A 17,201-nucleotide genomic window follows, 5' to 3' on the forward strand; every position below is an offset into this window, starting at 1 on the left:
GCACCCGCTTTGGGTAGAGACAATGAAAGAGGAAAGGAATCGCTTAAGGAACAGGAGCCGGTTGTGAGCGGCAAGCCGGTTCGCGTGCTGTCTACCTCGCTCGGAATCGCTTTGTTGGCCAATGCGCTGTTCGTTCCGGGCGCTTCGACGGCAAGTTCGTCGGCTGACGAGCCGACTCTGGTATCCTGGTCCACAGACGAGGTCAAGGCCTATTTCGATAAAAATGTGGACTGGAACATCCCGTACCCGGATCAGAAGGAGGAGGACACGGCTCAGCCCACCCAGGCTCCGGGTGTGAACTCGTCGAACGGGACGACGGTCATCAACAACTACGGCGGCTATAACTCCGGCTTCGGCTGGGATGATCTGCTGCTGTATCACATGCTGTTTGGCGGCGGTTCCAGCTATTCGCCAAGCCGATGGTATGAACATCGCAAAGCCTATTATGGAGGCACGCGTACGGTCTATAAACCGCGTACTTATAACAGCACGACGTTTCAGAACAAGCCGGTGGCCGGCTCTGTGGTGAAGCCGAAGACCTCCACCTCCACGACAGGCACCATTACGAGACGGTCGACGTCTTCCAAGGCGGGCGGGATCGGCGGCAAGTCGAGCGGCCTAAGCTCGTCCGGTTCGTCGTCCAGCTCAAGATCGTCGGGCCTTGGGTCCAGCTCCCGGTCCAGCTCGGGCAAGAGCGGCGGGTTCGGGTTCGGCGGATGACGGAGCCCGTATTTCAGTGGCTGGAGCATTCCGGCGAAGACCGGGCCTCCAGAGTGGAGGAGCTGGGGCGCCTGGGCTTTGCCTGGGCAGACCTCGAGGACGAGGAATATTGGCTGGACGGAGTCGCCGTTATGAGAGAGGACACCTACCGGGAGCTTGAGGAGGCTTCCTCCCGGCTGTGGGCCATTCTCGACAAGACCGCGCGCTATATTCACCGCAGGCACGACCTGTACGCGCTGCTCGCCATCCCGGAAGTACTGTGGGAGATGCTGGACAGCGCGCCGCTCGCTCCGCCCGGGCTGATCAGCCGGTATGCGCGGTTTGACTTCGCTATTGATGAGACAGGCAGCATCAAGCTGTTGGAGCTGAACGCCGACACGCCGACCGGTTATGTAGAGGCGTCCATTGCGACGCCATGGATATGCGCGCAGGCGGGCATTCCCACCGTGAATGGCGGGATGCCGGAGCTGGTTGCCGCGGCCTGGGGCGAGGAACGGCCGGATACCGCCGCCTGCGTGAACTACGGAAGCCATCTGGAGGATTCCGGCACGATCGAAGCGCTGGTCCGTCACAGCAGACTCGCGATCCAATGCGTCGACTGCCTGGAGCTTACAATTGAAGATGGAACGGTAAGAGACGGGCAGGGCCGTGTGATTCACCGGATGTTCGCTCTGTACCCGAAAGAGTGGATGGCGGTGGATGAGGGCGGCGACGCCTTGGCGTATGCTGTAGAGACCGGCCAGCTCACGCTGTTTAATCCGCCCCCCAGCATTTTGCTTCAGTCCAAAGGGCTGATGGCGGCAGTCTGGGGCATGTATGAGCTGGGCTTTTTGTTCAGCGAAGAAGAGCGGGAGGCCATCGCCAAATATATTCTGCCTACGTACAACAAGCCGGTGTTCTCGGGAAACTTCGTGTCCAAATCAATGTTCGGCCGCGAAGGCGGCTCTGTGCGTATGTATGACGAATCCGGCAGCCTGGAGCTTGAGGATGAGGACGGCTTCGACAGCAGCGTGCTGTTCCCTTCCGTCTATCAGAAGAGGGCGGAGCTTGCGAGGATTCACACCTCTAAGGGCGAGCTGCACCTGCTTACGGGCATGTTCATGATCAACGGCCGGCCCTGCGGTCTGCTGGGGCGGGGCGGCGGGCCCATTACCGGAAATACAAGCCATTTTATTGCCATGGGAGTGAGAGCAATTGCGCAAGAATAAGGATAAGACGCTGGGAGCGGGCCCAAGCGGGCTTCGGGGAAAGCGGCCGCCCCGCGCGGCCCTTCTGCTGCTGATTATCGCGGCGGTGCTGGCGCTGGCCGGCTGCTCCGATAATCCGGGCAGTGTATTTTCAACGGATTCAAGTGCGACGTCGACCAGTGATGTAGCCCGGGTGCCGTGGGATTACCGGGTTGTGGAGGGGACGGTCGGCGATCTGATCGGCAGCGATATGACGATTCTGCCGAACAACGAGATGCTGCCTAACGACGGCAATTACGCGACCGGGGACAAAATCTATACCCTTCAATACATGGACGCCGAAATTACGACGGATGCCGATCAGAAGAATCAGGTCCGCCTGTCTTCCTGGTCCACGATCAAATCCTACAAGGATCTGAAATCGGCGACCGATGATCTGAAGAATCTGAAGGTATCGGTAACAACGGACGTCGATCTGATCGGCGTATACAAGACGAAATACAAGGACAAGACAAGAAACTTTGCCGTCGTGGAGCTGCCATCGGGAAACCGGATTAAGCAGCCGATCGACGATAAGCGCTACACCGCGATGGAGAAGAAGAAGACGGTGCAGGTCGTGCTGGAAGAGGTTCACGATTTTGCCGATTATGATTTGGCTTATGCAAAATTTCGGGGGTGGGCGAATTGACGGTCGTTATCAATATTCTGGTTAGTGTCATTTTCATCATCGCGCTTCAATTGCTGGGGATGCTGATCTTCAGCTGGATGACCCCGTTCAAAGATATGGAGGAGCTGAAGAACGGCAATGTTGCCGTAGGTCTGGCGCTCGGCGGGAAATTTCTGGCGACCGCGATAATTCTCGGCGTGGCGGCTTATACGAACTCCTCGATCTGGTTTATGGCGCTCTGGTTCGCCGTCGGGTATGTCTGTCTAGTGGCAGCATACTGGATTTTCGAGCTGGTCACGATCGGCTTTAGAATCTCCGACCATCTGAAGCAGGGCAATGTCGCGGTGGGAACGCTGCTGTGCTTTGTTTTTATCGGAACCGCGTTTGCGGTCAGCAGTCTGATTATTTAACCATTTGAAGGCCCGCAGGGCTGTCCCCGTATTATGCGGCGGGCGGCTTTGCGGGCTTTTGCGGAACATCCGGGGAGGGTGACTGCCATTCACTTTTTGTTAAAGCTGTCTACTATGATGACCAACGTCAGGAAAAGAACGATCGGTCTGAGCATTCTCTTGTTTGTCGGGATCAGTGCGACGGTTGCCTTCCTCCTGGAACCGGATACGTTCGGCAGCTGGTTCAATTCGTTCTATTGGGTGATGACGACCATGGCGACGGTCGGATACGGGGACTTTTTTGCGAAGACCGTCATCGGCAAAATATTTACGATTTTTCTATACATTTTCGGCATCGGGCTGCTTAGTTTGGTGATCGGAAAGGTTATCGACGCAATCGCGGAAATTGGAAGGCAGAGGAGGGCGGGGAGGTTGCCGTTTTTTGGAGAGGATCATGTCATTCTTATCAATTGGAGCAAAAAGGCGCAGGCGGCGGTAGGCGAAATTCTCAGCTATACGCCGGACGGTCACATCGTTGTTATCGACGAATCGGGTCAGCATCCGCTGGAGCAGATGAAGCAGGTTCATTTCATCAGCGGCGACCCTTCCTCCGACGATATTTTGGTGAAGGCGGGACTCGCCAAGGCCAAGGCGGCGATTATTTTCGGCGATATCCGGATCGACGAGCCCGCGCTCGTGGACGGCAAATCGCTGCTGATCGCTTCCAGCATTGAACGCATTGCGCCGGATGTACATACCACGGTGGAAATCATGCAGGAGAAGAACGTACAGAACTTCCGGCATGTCCGGGTCAACGACTTCGTCCTGTCGCATGACGCCGTCTCCCGGCTGGCGGTAAGAGCGGCGCTGCAGGAAGGGAATCCCGAGGTCATCACGCAGCTCATCAGCCGCTCCCATGGCGACGATATTTACGAGGTGCCGGTAGACCGGTCGTGGAAAACCTACGGGGACGCTTTCCAGGGCCTGCTGCGCCAAGGAGCCACCCTGATCGCCGACCGCCATGATCTTGGCATCAACCGCAGGCTGGACGATCCGATTCCGGCGGATGCGAGGCTGTATATCGTCTCCGACGAGGCCACCTACCGGAAAATCGCGGGCAAAACGGGATAACGGCAATGAAAGAACTTCCGCTTGAGAAAGGAACAGGAGCGCTATGGCCAGTATCAGAACACTGAACGAGGTGCCGCTGAGTACGGCGCTGGAAGCATGGAATATGGGTTTTGAGGACTATTATGTTGATTTGTCGATGAAGGAGCCGGCATTTGTCTCCCGGCTGCACAATGAGGATCTGCTGCCCGAGCAGTCCATCGTGCTCTTCGACGGTGAACGGCCGGCGGGCCTAACGCTGAACGGCATCCGCATGGTGAACGGAAGCAAGGTGGCCTGGAACGGGGGGACCGCCGTCGCCCCCTTTTATCGGGGCAAGGGAGGCGGGCGCCAGCTGCTGGAGGAGAGCATCCGGCGCTACCGGGAGGAAGGCGTCGATCTGGCGACACTGGAAGTATTCGTGCAGAACGCCCCGGCCATTGCGCTGTATGAGCGGTGCGGCTATGTGAACAAGGGCATGACGCGGTTTTACGAGCGGCCCGCCGGAGCCCAGCCGTCATCAGGGGGCGCGTCTCTTGAGGCGGCCGCTCGGATTGAGGTTCGGGAAGCCGACGTGGCCGAGGCGTCGTCGCTTACCTTCTACCGCCACCGCGGGCCGTGGCAGACGCATTGGCTGAGCCTGAAGGGCGGGCGCTGCCTGATCGCGGAGCAGGAAGGACAAGCCGCAGGGTATCTTCCGTTCCGGCGGATTTATTCCGGGACCGGTGAGTTGTCCGCGCTGCTGATTTATCCATGCGGCGTGGCAGGAGGCCGCCCGGACACGGAGGAGATCGCAGATACGCTGTTGTCCCGGCTGCTCTCCGGAACCCCGGACGGTACGGGAGCAAGAGCAGTTCATATTCCGGCCGCCGACGCCTTTTTTACTGCTGCACTGGAGCGAGCCGGTTTTGTCCCGGCACATGAGCTGCTGTATATGGAGCTGGCGTTGACGGACACCGTGCCATCATAGGTCCGCCCCGGTATTTTCCGAAGTTTTTCACGAAAGCGGTCATTTTGTTGAAAGCTTTATCCAAAAGTAGGGTAAGTTAATAAAGATGTCTATTTTATTTAAGAAAGAGGGAGTTACGATGAGAGAAGGCATTCATCCGAAATACCAGCCGGTCATTTTCTATGATGCCAGCGCGGATTTTAAATTTCTGAGCGCTTCCACCAAGTCTTCGAACGAGACGATGGAGTGGGAGGACGGCAAGACGTATCCGGTGATCCGGGTCGATTCCAGCTCGGCTTCCCATCCTTTCTATACCGGAAGACAGAAGAATATCGACACCGGCGGCCGCATCGACCGCTTCAATCAGCGGCTGAACTACAAGAAATAACGCCAAAAGCATATATCAGCCCAAAAGGACCAATCGTTTCAGGCTTCGGCCGTCTGCGGTTGGTCCTTTTTTTCGTTAGTCCTATCCTCAGGCTATATCTTGCGGAACAATGATCTCCAGCCGAACACCTGCACCCGGACGAGCAGCTTGCTCAGCCAGTACGCCAGCACATACAGGAGAAGAAACACCAGCACCAAGGGGCGGAATACGACCCAAAGCACGATCCAGACGAAAAAAAACTGCCAATTGCGAAGCCGTTTCTTCATGATTAACGGCAGGAGCAGCACGCGGTAGAACCAGTATTTCTTCTGCAGGCTGTTCAAATACTCGCGGCGGATTTGCTCGTCCGTAGGGTCGATGCGGACCGCGTTCTTCATGAACTCGATCTCTTTGGCGTAATCGCCCCGTCTTTCCGCCGCCCAGGCGAGATAGAGAAAGGTCTGGTCGTCTTCGGGATCGTAGAACAGCGCCATGCGCTCCGACGAGAGCGAGCCTTCGACATCGCGTGAGTTGGCGCGCAGATAGCTGTCGGCTGCGAGGAACAGGGAGCGGTCCGGAGCAAGCCGGAGGGCAAGGTCCATTTCCTCCCGGGCCGCCTGGAAGTCTCCCTTTTTATGGTAAATATTGAATTTGAGAAAAGGATAATAGCTTTCCAGCGGATCAATCCGCTGCCCTTCCGCCGCCGCTTCCAGAAACAGCGCCTCATTGCCCTGCGAATACAGCGATACGGCCCGCACGAACCAGCCGAGCGCGTTCTCCGGATCGCAGCGGAGAGCCTCCGCCGCCCAATGCAGAGCGTGGTCATAACTGCCGGCTTTCATGTGGATTTGCGCCAGCATTCCGTACGCATCGGCGTTCTCCGGATCTTCGCGTATCCACTTTTCCGTCTCCTCAATGGCCTCCGCGAAGCGCCGCCAGTTCATCAGCTGAAAGGCCCGCTCATAGTGGAAGCCGTCAGGGCTGTGCAAGCTCACGGGCATCACCGCCTGTTCATTTGATTCGGTGGGTCTTCACGTATTCCAGCACCTGCTCGTAATCTTTGTTGATATCGCTGAAGGTCGCGTAGTTCTTGGCTGTAGAGAACCAGTCGAGCGTCGTCGGTTTGCGCCCCTCGATGCTCGCCTTCATATCTTTGTCCGTAATCGGCTGGATGCTGCCGCTCTCAAGCGAACGCTCGATCACCCGCTCCACCGCATCTCTGACAATCTGCTCCAGATCGGCGCCCGAGAAATGCGACGTCATCTCGGCCCAGCGTTTCAGGTTCAGCCCTTCCTGCGGCTTGCCCTGAAGCTTCAGGCCGAGGATAAGCTCCCGCTCCGTAGACTCGGGCGGCGGCACGAATAACAGATGGTTGAACCGCCCCGGCCGCCGAAGCGCCGAATCCAGATACCATGGGGTGTTCGTCGCGCCGATGACGAGCACCTCATGGTTGAAGGACTGCAGTCCGTCGAGCTCGATCAGGAGCTGGTTGACCAGCATACGGTTATGGTGCTGATGCATATGATGGCGGCTTCCGCCAAGCGCGTCGAGCTCGTCGATGAATAGGACGCAGGGCTTTTCCTGTCGCGCTTTTTCAAAGAAATCATGCAGATTATGCTCGCTTTCTCCGATGTACATGGAAAGAATGGCCTGCAGCTCGACATGCAGGAAGTTGGCGTTGATCTCCCCGGCGATCGCCCGGGCAAGAAACGTCTTGCCGCAGCCCGGAGGCCCGTATAGCAGGAGACTGCCTCCCGCCGTCTTTCCGAAGGCCTGGAACATTTCCGGCTGCTGAAGCGGCAGAATAAAGTTCAGGCGGATTTTTTTCTTGAGTTGTTCCATTCCGCCGACATCCTGAAAGGTAACCTGCGGCTGCTCGGTTTCGACAAGGCTGCTCTCGTCCCCGTTGAACGAAATCACCTTGAGTTTTGGTCTGATCCGGTTCTTATCCTGCTCGTCATGAGGCACGGCATTCACGCCCTTTCACCCAAAAGCGCCTACTGCTGCTGAGAAGCGTTCCTAATGAACGTGTCACAGTACAGAGGACGCAGCTTATCTAGTATTATAAGCAATCAAAAAAAGGGACGCAATTTGCCCGGTTCCTCCAAGGCTTCGCTGTATGCAGGCGGGGGGCTTATGCTACAATGGGTTTGCAGTTCCAAGCAGGAAGGATGAACACATATGAATCAACCCATAAACGAGCGGGAAATGATCGCCTATATCGCGGGCAAGACGAAAGCCGATTCCCAAGCGATCACGCTTATTTTGAAGCATGAACAGACGTATATTAACAGCGCCAAGGCGAACGCCAAGGGAGAGGTCGACATCGACAGCGACGATCTGGTCGATTATGTGCTCAGCCGCCGCGACGTCAAGCTGGACGAGCTGACGGTCGAGCGGATACTGGATGCGGAGATGGACTACCTGATGGATAAGGGCTTGGCCGGCTACGTTGATTGACCAGGGCGGCGATGGTCTTTCGGCCTTGTCGCCGGGAGGCCGCCGCTTCCAAGAGCGGTTTGACAGGCAATAAAAGAGCAGGGCCGGGAAAGAAGCTGTTTCTTTCCCGGCCCTGCTTATTTGATAATATCAGGAAGTATAAACTTCTAAGACCAGACTTCCTGATATTGCAAGAAAAACAACCACTTAAGAGGGATTCGGCAACATCTTCGAGAGGCTCCGATAGGAGTTTTTCTTATTTTCGGCTGCGTCCCGGCTTTAGCAGGGAACGAAGCTCCGCCGTGTCCCGGAAAACGCAGTCAGGTCAGCACAGACTTCGCTTCGCCTTCGGCAGGGCCGCGCTCGACCAGCGCGTATTTCTCCCAGGCGCGGCTGCGCCAGCGTAAATACATAATGACCGCCCGCGTCCATTCGTCGGCGGCGTTCGCGATCCAGACCCCGGCAAGCCCCAGATGAAACTGGAAGACGAGTACGTAAGCCAGAGGCAGGCTCATGCATACCATGGAGATCAGCCCCATATATACCGGAAAGTTGGCGTCTCCCGATGCCCGCAGGGAATTGATGATGATCAGGTTGGTGGTTCGCCCCGTCTCCAGCAAGAAGCTGAGCAGCATCACCTGAGCCCCCATTAGAATGATATTCCCATTGTCCGTGAACAGCCCGAAGAGCGGGATGCGGAAGGCGATGACAACCAGATCAATGAGTACGGTGGCGAGCAGCGCCCATTTGACGCTTTGGAACACCCGCCTGTAAGCCTCCTGCGGCATCTTCGCTCCCACAAGGTGACCGACGATAATGGAGGTGCCCATCGCTACCGCCATGCTGAACAGGTATACATAGCTTGAAATATTAAGCGCATATTGGCGGGTCGCCAAAGCTTCCGCACCCAAATAGGTGATATACAGCGTGAACACGAGTTGGCATGCCTGGTAGATAATCGACTCGAAAGCGGAAGGGATGCCGATTTTCAGTATTTTCATGACGTAGCTTTTGCTTAGGAAAATATAAGAAGACCACTTGATGCGCACTTCCATGATCCGGTACATCAGCAGGAAGAACAGGAACAGGCAGATCAGGCGGCTTAGCACGGTTGAAATGGCCGCGCCCTGCACGCCGAGCGCCGGGAAGCCGAAGTGGCCGAAGATCAGAATATAGTTGAAGACCACATGCAGAATGTTCATAAGCAGCGACAGCAGCATCGTCTGTTTGGTGAAGCCATGGGTGCGAATCGTGGCCGCAAGGGCGTTAATCAGCGCCTGGAAAAAAATAAAACCGCCAACAATAACAATGTACGTCTTCCCGTAGACAAAAATATCGCCCTGTATGTTAAGGACGGACAGCAAGGTTCCCCCGAATACGAGGAAGATCATGCTCAGCAGCGCCCCCAGGCCCAGACTGAGCGTAATGGAGCTTGCGGTAACGTCCGCCGCTTCGAGCAGCTTTCTGGAGCCGAGGTACTGGGAGATGACGATGGCTGCGCCGTTTCCGACAACGCTGAGCACGAGGATGGCGATTTGGATGATCTGGTTCGCCGCCCCTACGCCGGATACGGCATCGTCCGAAACGGAGCTGATCATAAACGTATCTACCGTACCCATCAGCATGAACAGGAACAGTTCGAGGAAGATCGGCCAGGTAAGCTTGACGAGACTGATTTTTTCATGGGAGGGGCTTTCATTTTCCGTCTTGTTCACAGCGGTGTCAGCAGCCATGAAGGTCACCTTCTTTTTGTAAAGTCAGGATTCTCCGTTGATTCCAAAGGATCATATTAGCACAGCTTTTGGATAAATTCACCCCTTTTTCCCGTTTAACCAAAAGATTATGATTTTCCTGAAAAATCCCGGTACGGAACAATAGTATCCTCCAGGTGACTACGCCACGTTGAAGTGCCTACTTCCTAAATGGAAATGTACTGTCTACTATAGACGTAGCAATAAATTATATAACCACGAAGGAGACATGACCCCATGAAACTGCAATTGGCGCTTGATTTGGTAGACATTCCCGGAGCGAAAGAAGTAGTAGCGGAGGTAGCCGACTATATAGATATTGTTGAAATTGGAACCCCGATCGTGATTAATGAAGGACTGCACGCTGTAAAAGCGATCAAGGACGCTTTTCCGCAGCTTACGGTATTGGCCGACCTGAAGATTATGGACGCGGGCGGTTACGAAGTGATGAAAGCCTCTGAAGCGGGCGCGGATATTATTACCGTACTCGGTGTTTCCGACGACTCCACGATCAAAGGCGCGGTTGATGAAGCCAAGAAAAGCGGGAAGGAAGTTCTCGTCGACCTGATTAACGTCAAGGACATCAAAGGCAGAGCGGCGGAAGTGGACGCTCTTGGCGTCGATTACATCTGCGTTCATTCCGGCTACGATCATCAAGCCGAAGGCAAGAACTCCTTTGAGGATCTGCAGGCGATCAAGAGTGTGGTCAAGCAGGCCAAGACGGCCATCGCGGGCGGCATCAAGCTGGACACGCTGCCTGAAGTGATCGAGGCGAAACCGGACCTTGTCATCGTAGGCGGAGGCATTACTGGACAAGACGACAAAAAAGCAGTTGCTGCTGAAATGAAGCGTCTTGTCAGTCAGTCATAAGCGGCCGATGAACACCGTACAATACGCAGAGGAAATTATCAATGAGCTGCAGCGGTCCGTATCCCGGCTTCCCGTGCAGGAAGCGGAGGAACTCGCCGAACGGGTTCTTCGTGCAAAACGGATCTTCCTTGCGGGAGCAGGAAGATCCGGTCTAATGGGACGGGCGTTTGCCATGCGGCTGATGCATGCGGGCAAGGAAGCTTATGTGGTCGGAGAAACAGTGACTCCCGGTATCGCTGATGGAGATTTGCTTATCCTCGGCTCCGGCTCGGGAGAGACGCAGAGCTTGATTGCGATGGCAAATAAAGCCAAGGCACTCGGCGCGGGCGTAGCCGCGCTTACGATTAACCCGGAGTCGACGATTGGACGTCTGGCCAATGATACGGTGAAGCTCCCCGGAGCACCGAAAGATCAGGCGGCTGGAAGCGGTTCGACGATTCAGCCGATGGCCTCGCTGTTTGAGCAGACGCTCCTCCTGTTCTATGATGCCGTTATATTGCGGCTAATGGATAAAACGGGTCAAACGACAACTCAAATGTTCGGCAAGCATGCCAATCTGGAGTAGCCTGCGCGGTATGTGTTCAGATTATCGAGAAACCCACGTCTTTTACTTTTAGGACGCAGGGTTTCTTTTCGTTTTAATTAAGGACTTAGTACCGTTGACTCACTCTTATATGTAGAATATCTTTGAATTAATAGATATTTTTGGATTCGTCTAAATATTTTCTGTAAAATATTTAGAGTAAGGAGATTGAAATATGGAACAAGTATGCATTGTATTCAACTTTAATGGAGTTTTGGTGAATACAAGATCACTAGCCGTTCAACTATTTAACCAGATCGCTGTAACTAAAGGATTCCGAAGTATTCAACCTGACCAGGTGGAAGAACTTAGCCGTTTATCCATTCGAAATCGTTGTAAGTTATTAGGGGTACCTTGGCACCAGATGCCAATCGTTGGAATGTTAATTAAAGCAGGTTACCAGGATGCTTTCCCTACGATGAAAGCCGTGGAGGGAATTTCAAAGCTGCTTCATGATTTAAAGGCTCGGAATATTAAAATCGGTTTTATTACATCCAATTCCCAAAAGGCTACCCGCGAGTTTCTTCCAAATAATCGAATGGATTTCTTTGACTACGAGTATTTTTCATCTAATCCTTTTACGAAATTTAGAGACCTGAATCAGTTTTGCAAAAAATTCAACTTAAAAAAAGAGGATCTCATTTATGTTGGCGACGAACTGCGAGACATCAAGGCTGCTAATCGGTTAAGGATAAAAAGCATTGGTGTAACTTGGGGCTACGATTCATCTACACTTCTTCAACAAGGGAAGCCGACTTTTATTGCTGCCAAGCCTGGTGATATCTTGAGCTTCATTAAAGGAGAATAAAGGATGTCTTGTTAGATAGAGCTTTCACGGTGGAAGGATACCAGTTAGGAATTCTATCTTCAAATACAGAGGATAATATCAATCATTTCCTGGTTGCCAATCAAATCCAAATCTTTGATTATGTTTTTGGAGCCAGCAATCTTTTTGGGAAGGATAAAGCCATTAAAAAATTAATTAATCATTACAATCTTCCGAAAGATCAAGTTTTGTATATTGGCGACGAACTGCGAGATGTAGAGGCTTGCAAAAAAATAGATGTTCCTTTTATTGGCGTAACTTGGGGATTTGATTCCGCTGAATTATTAGTTAAAGGACCCTTCAAAGCAATAGTAAATAATCCTCAGGAAATTTATGAAGTCATAAAGAGGTGAATTTGCTTATGGAGGTTATGTTTATAATGCTCTTTTCATTATGGTTTACTGATGTATGCTATTGTTCACTCCATAGGATCTTCATTCAAATACAAAAAGGTATTGTTCTTTATTTTGCTAATTCCTTTGATCCTCAGTCTTTGCTTTATGCCATGGCAGAACTACTCAATACAACTTGAAATGATATCTTATTTTTTATGGACGACAGCCTATGATTTATGTGCCGCCTTGATATCCTCTCTTTTCCCCTCAATAGCCTCTAATGAATTTTTTTGGCAAGAAAACATAGCTCAACTCCTTCTTTTACATGCCGATATTAACCTTGTGAAAAAAATATCAACCAAGGAAGAAGCTTTGTCAGCAGAATTGTAGAATTAGATAAGCTATTGAATACTTATTTGCGCCGGAAAATACACCAACAAAATGGGCCGACTGCATGAACGTGGAGAAACGCTTAAACCTGAAGAATTGTTCACTGAAGCTTGCCCGCTCGAAAGTCCAAATCGCCATATTTTACGCCACGTCCTCACGGAACTTGCCTTATCCAGGGCGGCATGCGTTTCTTTTTTGTAGTATGATATCAACAAAAGGAGGTGCAAGCATGGCAACGGACATCAAGGACCGGATCAATCTTAAGGAAATTAACTGTGAAAAAGAGTTGACTCTGGCCGTCATCGGCGGAAAGTGGAAGCTGATTATTCTATGGCATCTCGGCCTGGACGGTACGAAACGGTTCAGCGAGCTGAAAAAGCTCATTCCCCATATCACGCAAAAAATGCTGACGAACCAGCTCCGGGAGCTGGAGGAGGATCAGCTTGTACTACGCAAAGTGTATGCGGAGGTCCCCCCGAGAGTGGAATACTCTTTGACGGAATATGGCCAAAGTCTGATGCCCGTCCTGCGCATGATGTACGACTGGGGCAAAAACTACGGGGAAAATGTCATTTGGAAAGACGGACGACCGGCTGAGGAAGAGGGACCGCTCAGTTCGGCAAGATTATAAATGAAACCGTCTGTGCAACCTTCCATTACGCATAAAGAAGCCTCCGGGCATGGCAATTGACGCCAGGCTTCGGAGGCTTTTGTATAAAGGAGTGATGAGCTGCCCGGGAGATCAGGCCTGGCGCTCGAACAGCTGCGCAATCTCGATAATCACTTCGGCCGCTTTGACCATCGAATCGGCCGAGATATATTCGAACTTGCCGTGGAAGTTCTCCCCGCCGGCAAAAATATTCGGCGTCGGCAGCCCCTTATAGGACAGCTGGGAGCCGTCGGTCCCTCCGCGAATCGGCCGGACAATCGGCGTGATGCCGAGATTGGTCATGGCCGTATGGGCGATATCGACGATGTGGCTTACGGGCTCGATTTTTTCGCGCATGTTGTAATATTGGTCCTTCAGCTCCAGCACGACGCTGTGCTCCCCGTAAGTCTGTCTGAATTCGTCGGCCAGGGCCTGGATGTACGCCTTGCGTTCCTCGAACCGCTCGCGGTCAAAGTCGCGGATAATATAATTCAGCCGGCTGATCTCCACGGTCCCCTGGAACGAATTCAGATGATAGAAGCCTTCCTTGCCTTCCGTGAATTCCGGCGCTTCCCCGGCGGGCAGCCGCTCGTGGAAAGCCATGGCGATTTTGGCGGAGTTGATCATTTTACCCTTGGCTGTGCCGGGGTGTACATTGACGCCGTGGAAAATGATCTTCGCCGCGGCCGCGTTAAAGCTTTCGTACTCCAGCTCTCCGAGCGGTCCCCCGTCCATCGTGTACGCGAACTGAGCACCGAAGGCCGGAACATCGAATCTGTGAGCGCCGCGCCCGATTTCTTCGTCCGGTGTAAAGGCCACCCGGATTTTGCCATGCTTGATTTCCGGATGCTGCTTCAAGTAATGCATGGCCGTCATAATTTCGGCGATCCCGGCCTTGTCGTCCGCGCCGAGCAGGGTCGTGCCGTCGGTCGTAATCAGCGTCTGCCCCGAATATCCGCTCAGTTCCGGAAAGCCTGACGGCGAAAGCACGATGTTCAGCGCTTTGTTCAGCACGATATCGCCGCCATCATAGGCTTCCACAATCTGCGGCTGAACGTCTGCGCCCGTGATTTCGGTGGCGGTGTCCACATGGGCGAGAAAACCGATAACCGGCACATCTTTGTCACTATTGGACGGAAGCGAGGCGAACACATAGCCGTTCTCATCGATCGTAATTTCCTCCATGCCGATTTCGGCCAGTTCCTCCGTAAGCTTCCGGGCCAGAATCATCTGCCCCGGCGTCGAAGGACAGGTCTGGCTGCCTTCATCCGACTGCGTATCGACACGCGCATATGAAATAAAGCGTTCTATAACCTCTTGCTTCATTCTCTTCATCTCCTCTGGATCTTCAATGCTGCAATTTATTTTATCATGTTCCGAAGGCAAACCCTATTTCCGGCGGTTCCCGCCCGGGTCTTCACCTGATAAGGATCTCGGCAAGCAATTCATAGGAGCGAAGGCGTGCGGCATGGTCGTAAATTTGCGAGGTGACGATCCATTCGTCGGCTCCGGTCTCCTCCTGAATCTGCTCCATCCGTTCCCGCACGGCGGCTTGGTCGCCGACAACGGCGTACTGCTGCCTGCCGAGGACAAGGGCCCGTTCCTGCGGACTCCACAGCTCTTCCATGCTGTCCACCGGCGGCTTCAGCTTGCCGGGACGGCCGCGGATTAGGCTCAGCGCCTGCTGCTGCGCGGAAGTCGCGAGCCGCCGGGCTTCCTCCGCCGTGTCGGCAACGGCGGCGCTGAGGCCGACCATGACGTACGGCTTATCCAGCTCCGCGGAGGGCTGGAAGCTGCTGCGGTACAGATGAAGCGCGGGCAGCAGATAGTCCGGCGCGAAATGGCTGGCGAAGGCGAACGGCAGTCCGAGCTGTCCGGCGAGCCGCGCGCTGAAGCCGCTGGAGCCGAGCAGCCAGATCGGCACGCTCAGGCCCTCGCCGGGGACGGCCCGCACGCCCGGAGGGCGCGAGTTCGCCGCGCCGGGCTCAAAATAGGCGCGCAGCTCGGCCAGCTGCTCCGGAAAGTCGCTGCCGTCGCTGCCGAGCCCGCGCCGGATCGCCCGGGAAGCCGGCTGGTCCGAGCCGGGCGCGCGGCCCAGGCCAAGATCGATGCGGCCCGGGAACAGGGATTCCAGCGTGCCGAACTGCTCGGCGATCATCAGCGGGGCATGGTTCGGCAGCATAATGCCTCCCGAGCCGACTCGGATGCTCTTGGTCCCGGCGGCCACATGCCCGATGACGACCGAAGTGGCCGAACTGGCGATGCCGGGCATGTTATGATGCTCCGCCAGCCAATAGCGGCGGTATCCCCACCGCTCGGCATGCCGCGCCAGATCCAGCGCGTTGCGGAGGGCGTCCGCCGCCGATCCGCCTTCCACAATCGGGGCAAGATCGAGCACCGATACGGGTATATCTTGAAGCTTGTTCATGGCTAAGCCTCCTATACAACATGGTTTATCTATCGAAGAAGCAGGGTTCACAACTGCCAACCAGCACAGTACAGGCATTATAGCATAACTAAACATCATTTACATACTTTAAGTAAGGGTTGGTTTGTTCCCGGCCAGCCGCAAAGCTTATGGCAAGCATTGACATCGTTTGTTATCATTTGTATATAACGTATATCCGATAGGGGGAACGGCCATGAACCGGTACTTAATCATTACGGAGCGAACGGAACGGTTCAATCCGGACGATATCAAAGGGCATTATGAACATCTAGATCAGTTAAAAAAAGAGAACCGTCTCGAAATGTACGGTCCTTTTAGCGACTCTTCGGGCGGCGCTTATTTAATCACGGCATCGTCGCTTGATGAAGCGGAGAAGATCGGCCAGGCCGACCCGCTGATCCGAAGCGGTTCTTCGGCTGTAACGGTTAAGGAGTGGCATCTGCGTTAGAAAATACACAAAATCCCCCAATAAACCTGGGGGATTTCTTTTTCCTATGCTGTCTCTCCTTCAATCAGGCGCACCGGCAGTACATTCTCCGCCGGGACCTTGTTGCCCTGCAGCTGCTGGGTGATGAGCTCGACTGCCTTTTGGGCCATCTCGGCAATCGGCTGGGCGACCGTTGTCAGAACGGGCGTGAGCAGGCCGCGGAGCGAAATGCCGTCGTAGCCGACGATTTTGATATCCTGGGGCACCCGCCGTTCCCTGGCCAGGCAAGCTTTAAGCGCATAAGCGGCAATCACATCACTGCTGGCAAAAATGCCGTCCACGTCAGGGTGCTCCTCCAGCAGCCGATTGACGAGACGCTCATATTCCGCGAAGTCAAACCCATCCCAATCGGTATGTACCTCGACATGCTGCAGTCCTCGCTGCATGGCGATCTCCTTGAAGGCGTCAAGCCGCTTCAATGCGAGCAGGTCGGGATGGGGATGCCCGCCGATGTGGGCGATTTTGCGGCAGCCCTTGTCGGCCAGCCGCGCCGTTGCCAGCTCCCCGCCGCGGTAGTTGTCGGAGCAGACGTAGGGAATGTCGGCGCTGATCTGCCGGTCGAACGTCACCACGGGCAGATGTATCTGGCGGTAGTCCTCGACCTCCAGCGTGTGGCTGCCCAGAATAATGCCGTCGACGCGGCTGGAGCGCAGCATATCGATGTATTCCGCTTCCTTCTGCCTGTCCAGATGGGAGTTGCAGAGCAGCAGCCTGTACCCTCGCAGATACGCGTGCTCCTCGATGTGGCTGACCAGTTCTCCGAAGAAGGGATGCGCCGCATGCGGAATAATCAGTCCGATGATATTCGACTTGGAGCGGCTCAGCGAACGGGCCAGCTCATTGGGCCGGTAATTCAGCTCCTCCATGGCGCCGTATACTTTTTTCTTCAAATCCTCGCTCAGATACCCTCTGTTATTCAGCACCCGGGATACGGTGGTAACGGAAACCCCGGCCTTTAAAGCCACATCTTTAATCGTGGGCATGCAATCGCTCCTGCCTGCAGGCTCCTTAAGCAAAGGGCGCGTTCACCCTTATA

Annotated in this window: 20 protein-coding genes; 14 read left to right on the forward strand and 6 right to left on the reverse strand. The window is 54.3% G+C overall.

Annotated features, from left to right (window positions below; translation table 11 throughout):
* Positions 1-9: 9 nt before the first annotated feature.
* The 7 genes from G5B47_RS06765 to G5B47_RS06795 all read left to right on the forward strand — a co-directional run bounded on the left by G5B47_RS06765 (position 10) and on the right by G5B47_RS06795 (position 5,407).
* The gene (locus tag G5B47_RS06765) at positions 10-720 is read left to right on the forward strand and encodes a hypothetical protein (protein ID WP_206107262.1); all 711 of its coding nucleotides are present in this window, start codon (positions 10-12) and stop codon (positions 718-720) included.
* On the forward strand, positions 717-1,928 hold the full coding sequence (locus tag G5B47_RS06770) for a glutathionylspermidine synthase family protein (RefSeq protein ID WP_165095951.1): 1,212 nt from the start codon (positions 717-719) through the stop codon (positions 1,926-1,928). Before G5B47_RS06765 ends, G5B47_RS06770 begins: the two co-directional genes overlap by 4 nt.
* Positions 1,915-2,595, forward strand: a complete 681-nt coding sequence (locus G5B47_RS06775; RefSeq protein WP_165095953.1) for a hypothetical protein — start codon at positions 1,915-1,917, stop codon at positions 2,593-2,595. The genes G5B47_RS06770 and G5B47_RS06775 overlap by 14 nt, the downstream gene beginning before the upstream one ends.
* Positions 2,592-2,984 carry a DUF350 domain-containing protein gene (locus G5B47_RS06780; protein WP_165095955.1) on the forward strand — a complete coding sequence of 131 codons (393 nt, stop codon included), beginning with the start codon at positions 2,592-2,594 and terminating at the stop codon, positions 2,982-2,984. Before G5B47_RS06775 ends, G5B47_RS06780 begins: the two co-directional genes overlap by 4 nt.
* A 78-nt stretch (positions 2,985-3,062) precedes the next feature.
* Positions 3,063-4,094 carry a potassium channel protein gene (locus tag G5B47_RS06785; protein WP_328804472.1) on the forward strand — a complete coding sequence of 344 codons (1,032 nt, stop codon included), beginning with the start codon at positions 3,063-3,065 and terminating at the stop codon, positions 4,092-4,094.
* A 43-nt stretch (positions 4,095-4,137) separates the two neighbouring features.
* Entirely contained in the window at positions 4,138-5,040 is a 903-nt protein-coding gene (locus G5B47_RS06790; RefSeq protein WP_165095957.1) for a GNAT family N-acetyltransferase, read from the forward strand.
* Positions 5,041-5,158: 118 nt separating this feature from the next.
* Entirely contained in the window at positions 5,159-5,407 is a 249-nt protein-coding gene (locus tag G5B47_RS06795) for a type B 50S ribosomal protein L31 (protein WP_165095959.1), read from the forward strand.
* A gap of 92 nt (positions 5,408-5,499) precedes the next feature.
* Here the strand turns inward: G5B47_RS06795 and G5B47_RS06800 are convergent, their stop codons facing one another.
* Both G5B47_RS06800 and G5B47_RS06805 read right to left on the reverse strand, forming a co-directional pair.
* Positions 5,500-6,381 (reverse strand): tetratricopeptide repeat protein, encoded by an 882-nt coding sequence (locus tag G5B47_RS06800; RefSeq protein ID WP_165095961.1) that lies wholly within the window; start codon positions 6,379-6,381, stop codon positions 5,500-5,502.
* A 16-nt stretch (positions 6,382-6,397) separates the two neighbouring features.
* Positions 6,398-7,354 carry an ATP-binding protein gene (locus G5B47_RS06805; RefSeq protein WP_165096642.1) on the reverse strand — a complete coding sequence of 319 codons (957 nt, stop codon included), beginning with the start codon at positions 7,352-7,354 and terminating at the stop codon, positions 6,398-6,400.
* Positions 7,355-7,567: 213 nt separating this feature from the next.
* On the opposite strand from G5B47_RS06805, the gene G5B47_RS06810 reads away from it, so the two are divergent.
* Positions 7,568-7,846, forward strand: coding sequence for a hypothetical protein (locus tag G5B47_RS06810; protein ID WP_165095963.1), 279 nt, complete (start codon positions 7,568-7,570; stop codon positions 7,844-7,846).
* A gap of 299 nt (positions 7,847-8,145) precedes the next feature.
* Here the strand turns inward: G5B47_RS06810 and G5B47_RS06815 are convergent, their stop codons facing one another.
* The gene (locus G5B47_RS06815; protein ID WP_165095965.1) at positions 8,146-9,558 is read right to left on the reverse strand and encodes an MATE family efflux transporter; all 1,413 of its coding nucleotides are present in this window, start codon (positions 9,556-9,558) and stop codon (positions 8,146-8,148) included.
* A gap of 255 nt (positions 9,559-9,813) precedes the next feature.
* Here G5B47_RS06815 and hxlA point away from each other — a divergent pair, with 255 nt between their 5' ends.
* The 5 genes from hxlA to G5B47_RS06840 all read left to right on the forward strand — a co-directional run bounded on the left by hxlA (position 9,814) and on the right by G5B47_RS06840 (position 13,211).
* Positions 9,814-10,446 (forward strand): 3-hexulose-6-phosphate synthase, encoded by a 633-nt coding sequence (hxlA, locus tag G5B47_RS06820; RefSeq protein WP_165095967.1) that lies wholly within the window; start codon positions 9,814-9,816, stop codon positions 10,444-10,446.
* Between the two features lie 7 nt (positions 10,447-10,453).
* Positions 10,454-11,011 carry a 6-phospho-3-hexuloisomerase gene (gene hxlB, locus G5B47_RS06825; RefSeq protein WP_165096645.1) on the forward strand — a complete coding sequence of 186 codons (558 nt, stop codon included), beginning with the start codon at positions 10,454-10,456 and terminating at the stop codon, positions 11,009-11,011.
* Positions 11,012-11,204: 193 nt separating this feature from the next.
* The gene (locus G5B47_RS06830; RefSeq protein WP_165095969.1) at positions 11,205-11,837 is read left to right on the forward strand and encodes an HAD hydrolase-like protein; all 633 of its coding nucleotides are present in this window, start codon (positions 11,205-11,207) and stop codon (positions 11,835-11,837) included.
* An 8-nt stretch (positions 11,838-11,845) separates the two neighbouring features.
* Positions 11,846-12,208 (forward strand): HAD-IA family hydrolase, encoded by a 363-nt coding sequence (locus G5B47_RS06835; RefSeq protein WP_165095971.1) that lies wholly within the window; start codon positions 11,846-11,848, stop codon positions 12,206-12,208.
* Between the two features lie 601 nt (positions 12,209-12,809).
* Entirely contained in the window at positions 12,810-13,211 is a 402-nt protein-coding gene (locus G5B47_RS06840; protein ID WP_165095973.1) for a winged helix-turn-helix transcriptional regulator, read from the forward strand.
* Positions 13,212-13,322: 111 nt separating this feature from the next.
* On the opposite strand, the gene pepT is transcribed toward G5B47_RS06840, so the two are convergent.
* Both pepT and G5B47_RS06850 read right to left on the reverse strand, forming a co-directional pair.
* Positions 13,323-14,555 carry a peptidase T gene (gene pepT, locus G5B47_RS06845; RefSeq protein WP_165095975.1) on the reverse strand — a complete coding sequence of 411 codons (1,233 nt, stop codon included), beginning with the start codon at positions 14,553-14,555 and terminating at the stop codon, positions 13,323-13,325.
* A gap of 91 nt (positions 14,556-14,646) precedes the next feature.
* On the reverse strand, positions 14,647-15,657 hold the full coding sequence (locus G5B47_RS06850; RefSeq protein ID WP_165095977.1) for an LLM class flavin-dependent oxidoreductase: 1,011 nt from the start codon (positions 15,655-15,657) through the stop codon (positions 14,647-14,649).
* A gap of 214 nt (positions 15,658-15,871) precedes the next feature.
* Here G5B47_RS06850 and G5B47_RS06855 point away from each other — a divergent pair, with 214 nt between their 5' ends.
* Positions 15,872-16,126 carry a YciI family protein gene (locus G5B47_RS06855; RefSeq protein WP_165095979.1) on the forward strand — a complete coding sequence of 85 codons (255 nt, stop codon included), beginning with the start codon at positions 15,872-15,874 and terminating at the stop codon, positions 16,124-16,126.
* A gap of 44 nt (positions 16,127-16,170) precedes the next feature.
* Here the strand turns inward: G5B47_RS06855 and G5B47_RS06860 are convergent, their stop codons facing one another.
* Positions 16,171-17,148, reverse strand: coding sequence for a LacI family DNA-binding transcriptional regulator (locus G5B47_RS06860; RefSeq protein ID WP_165095982.1), 978 nt, complete (start codon positions 17,146-17,148; stop codon positions 16,171-16,173).
* Positions 17,149-17,201 lie beyond the last annotated feature (53 nt).

The sequence above is a fragment of the Paenibacillus apii genome, assembly GCF_011043685.1.
Lineage (GTDB): Bacteria > Bacillota > Bacilli > Paenibacillales > Paenibacillaceae > Paenibacillus_AQ > Paenibacillus_AQ sabinae.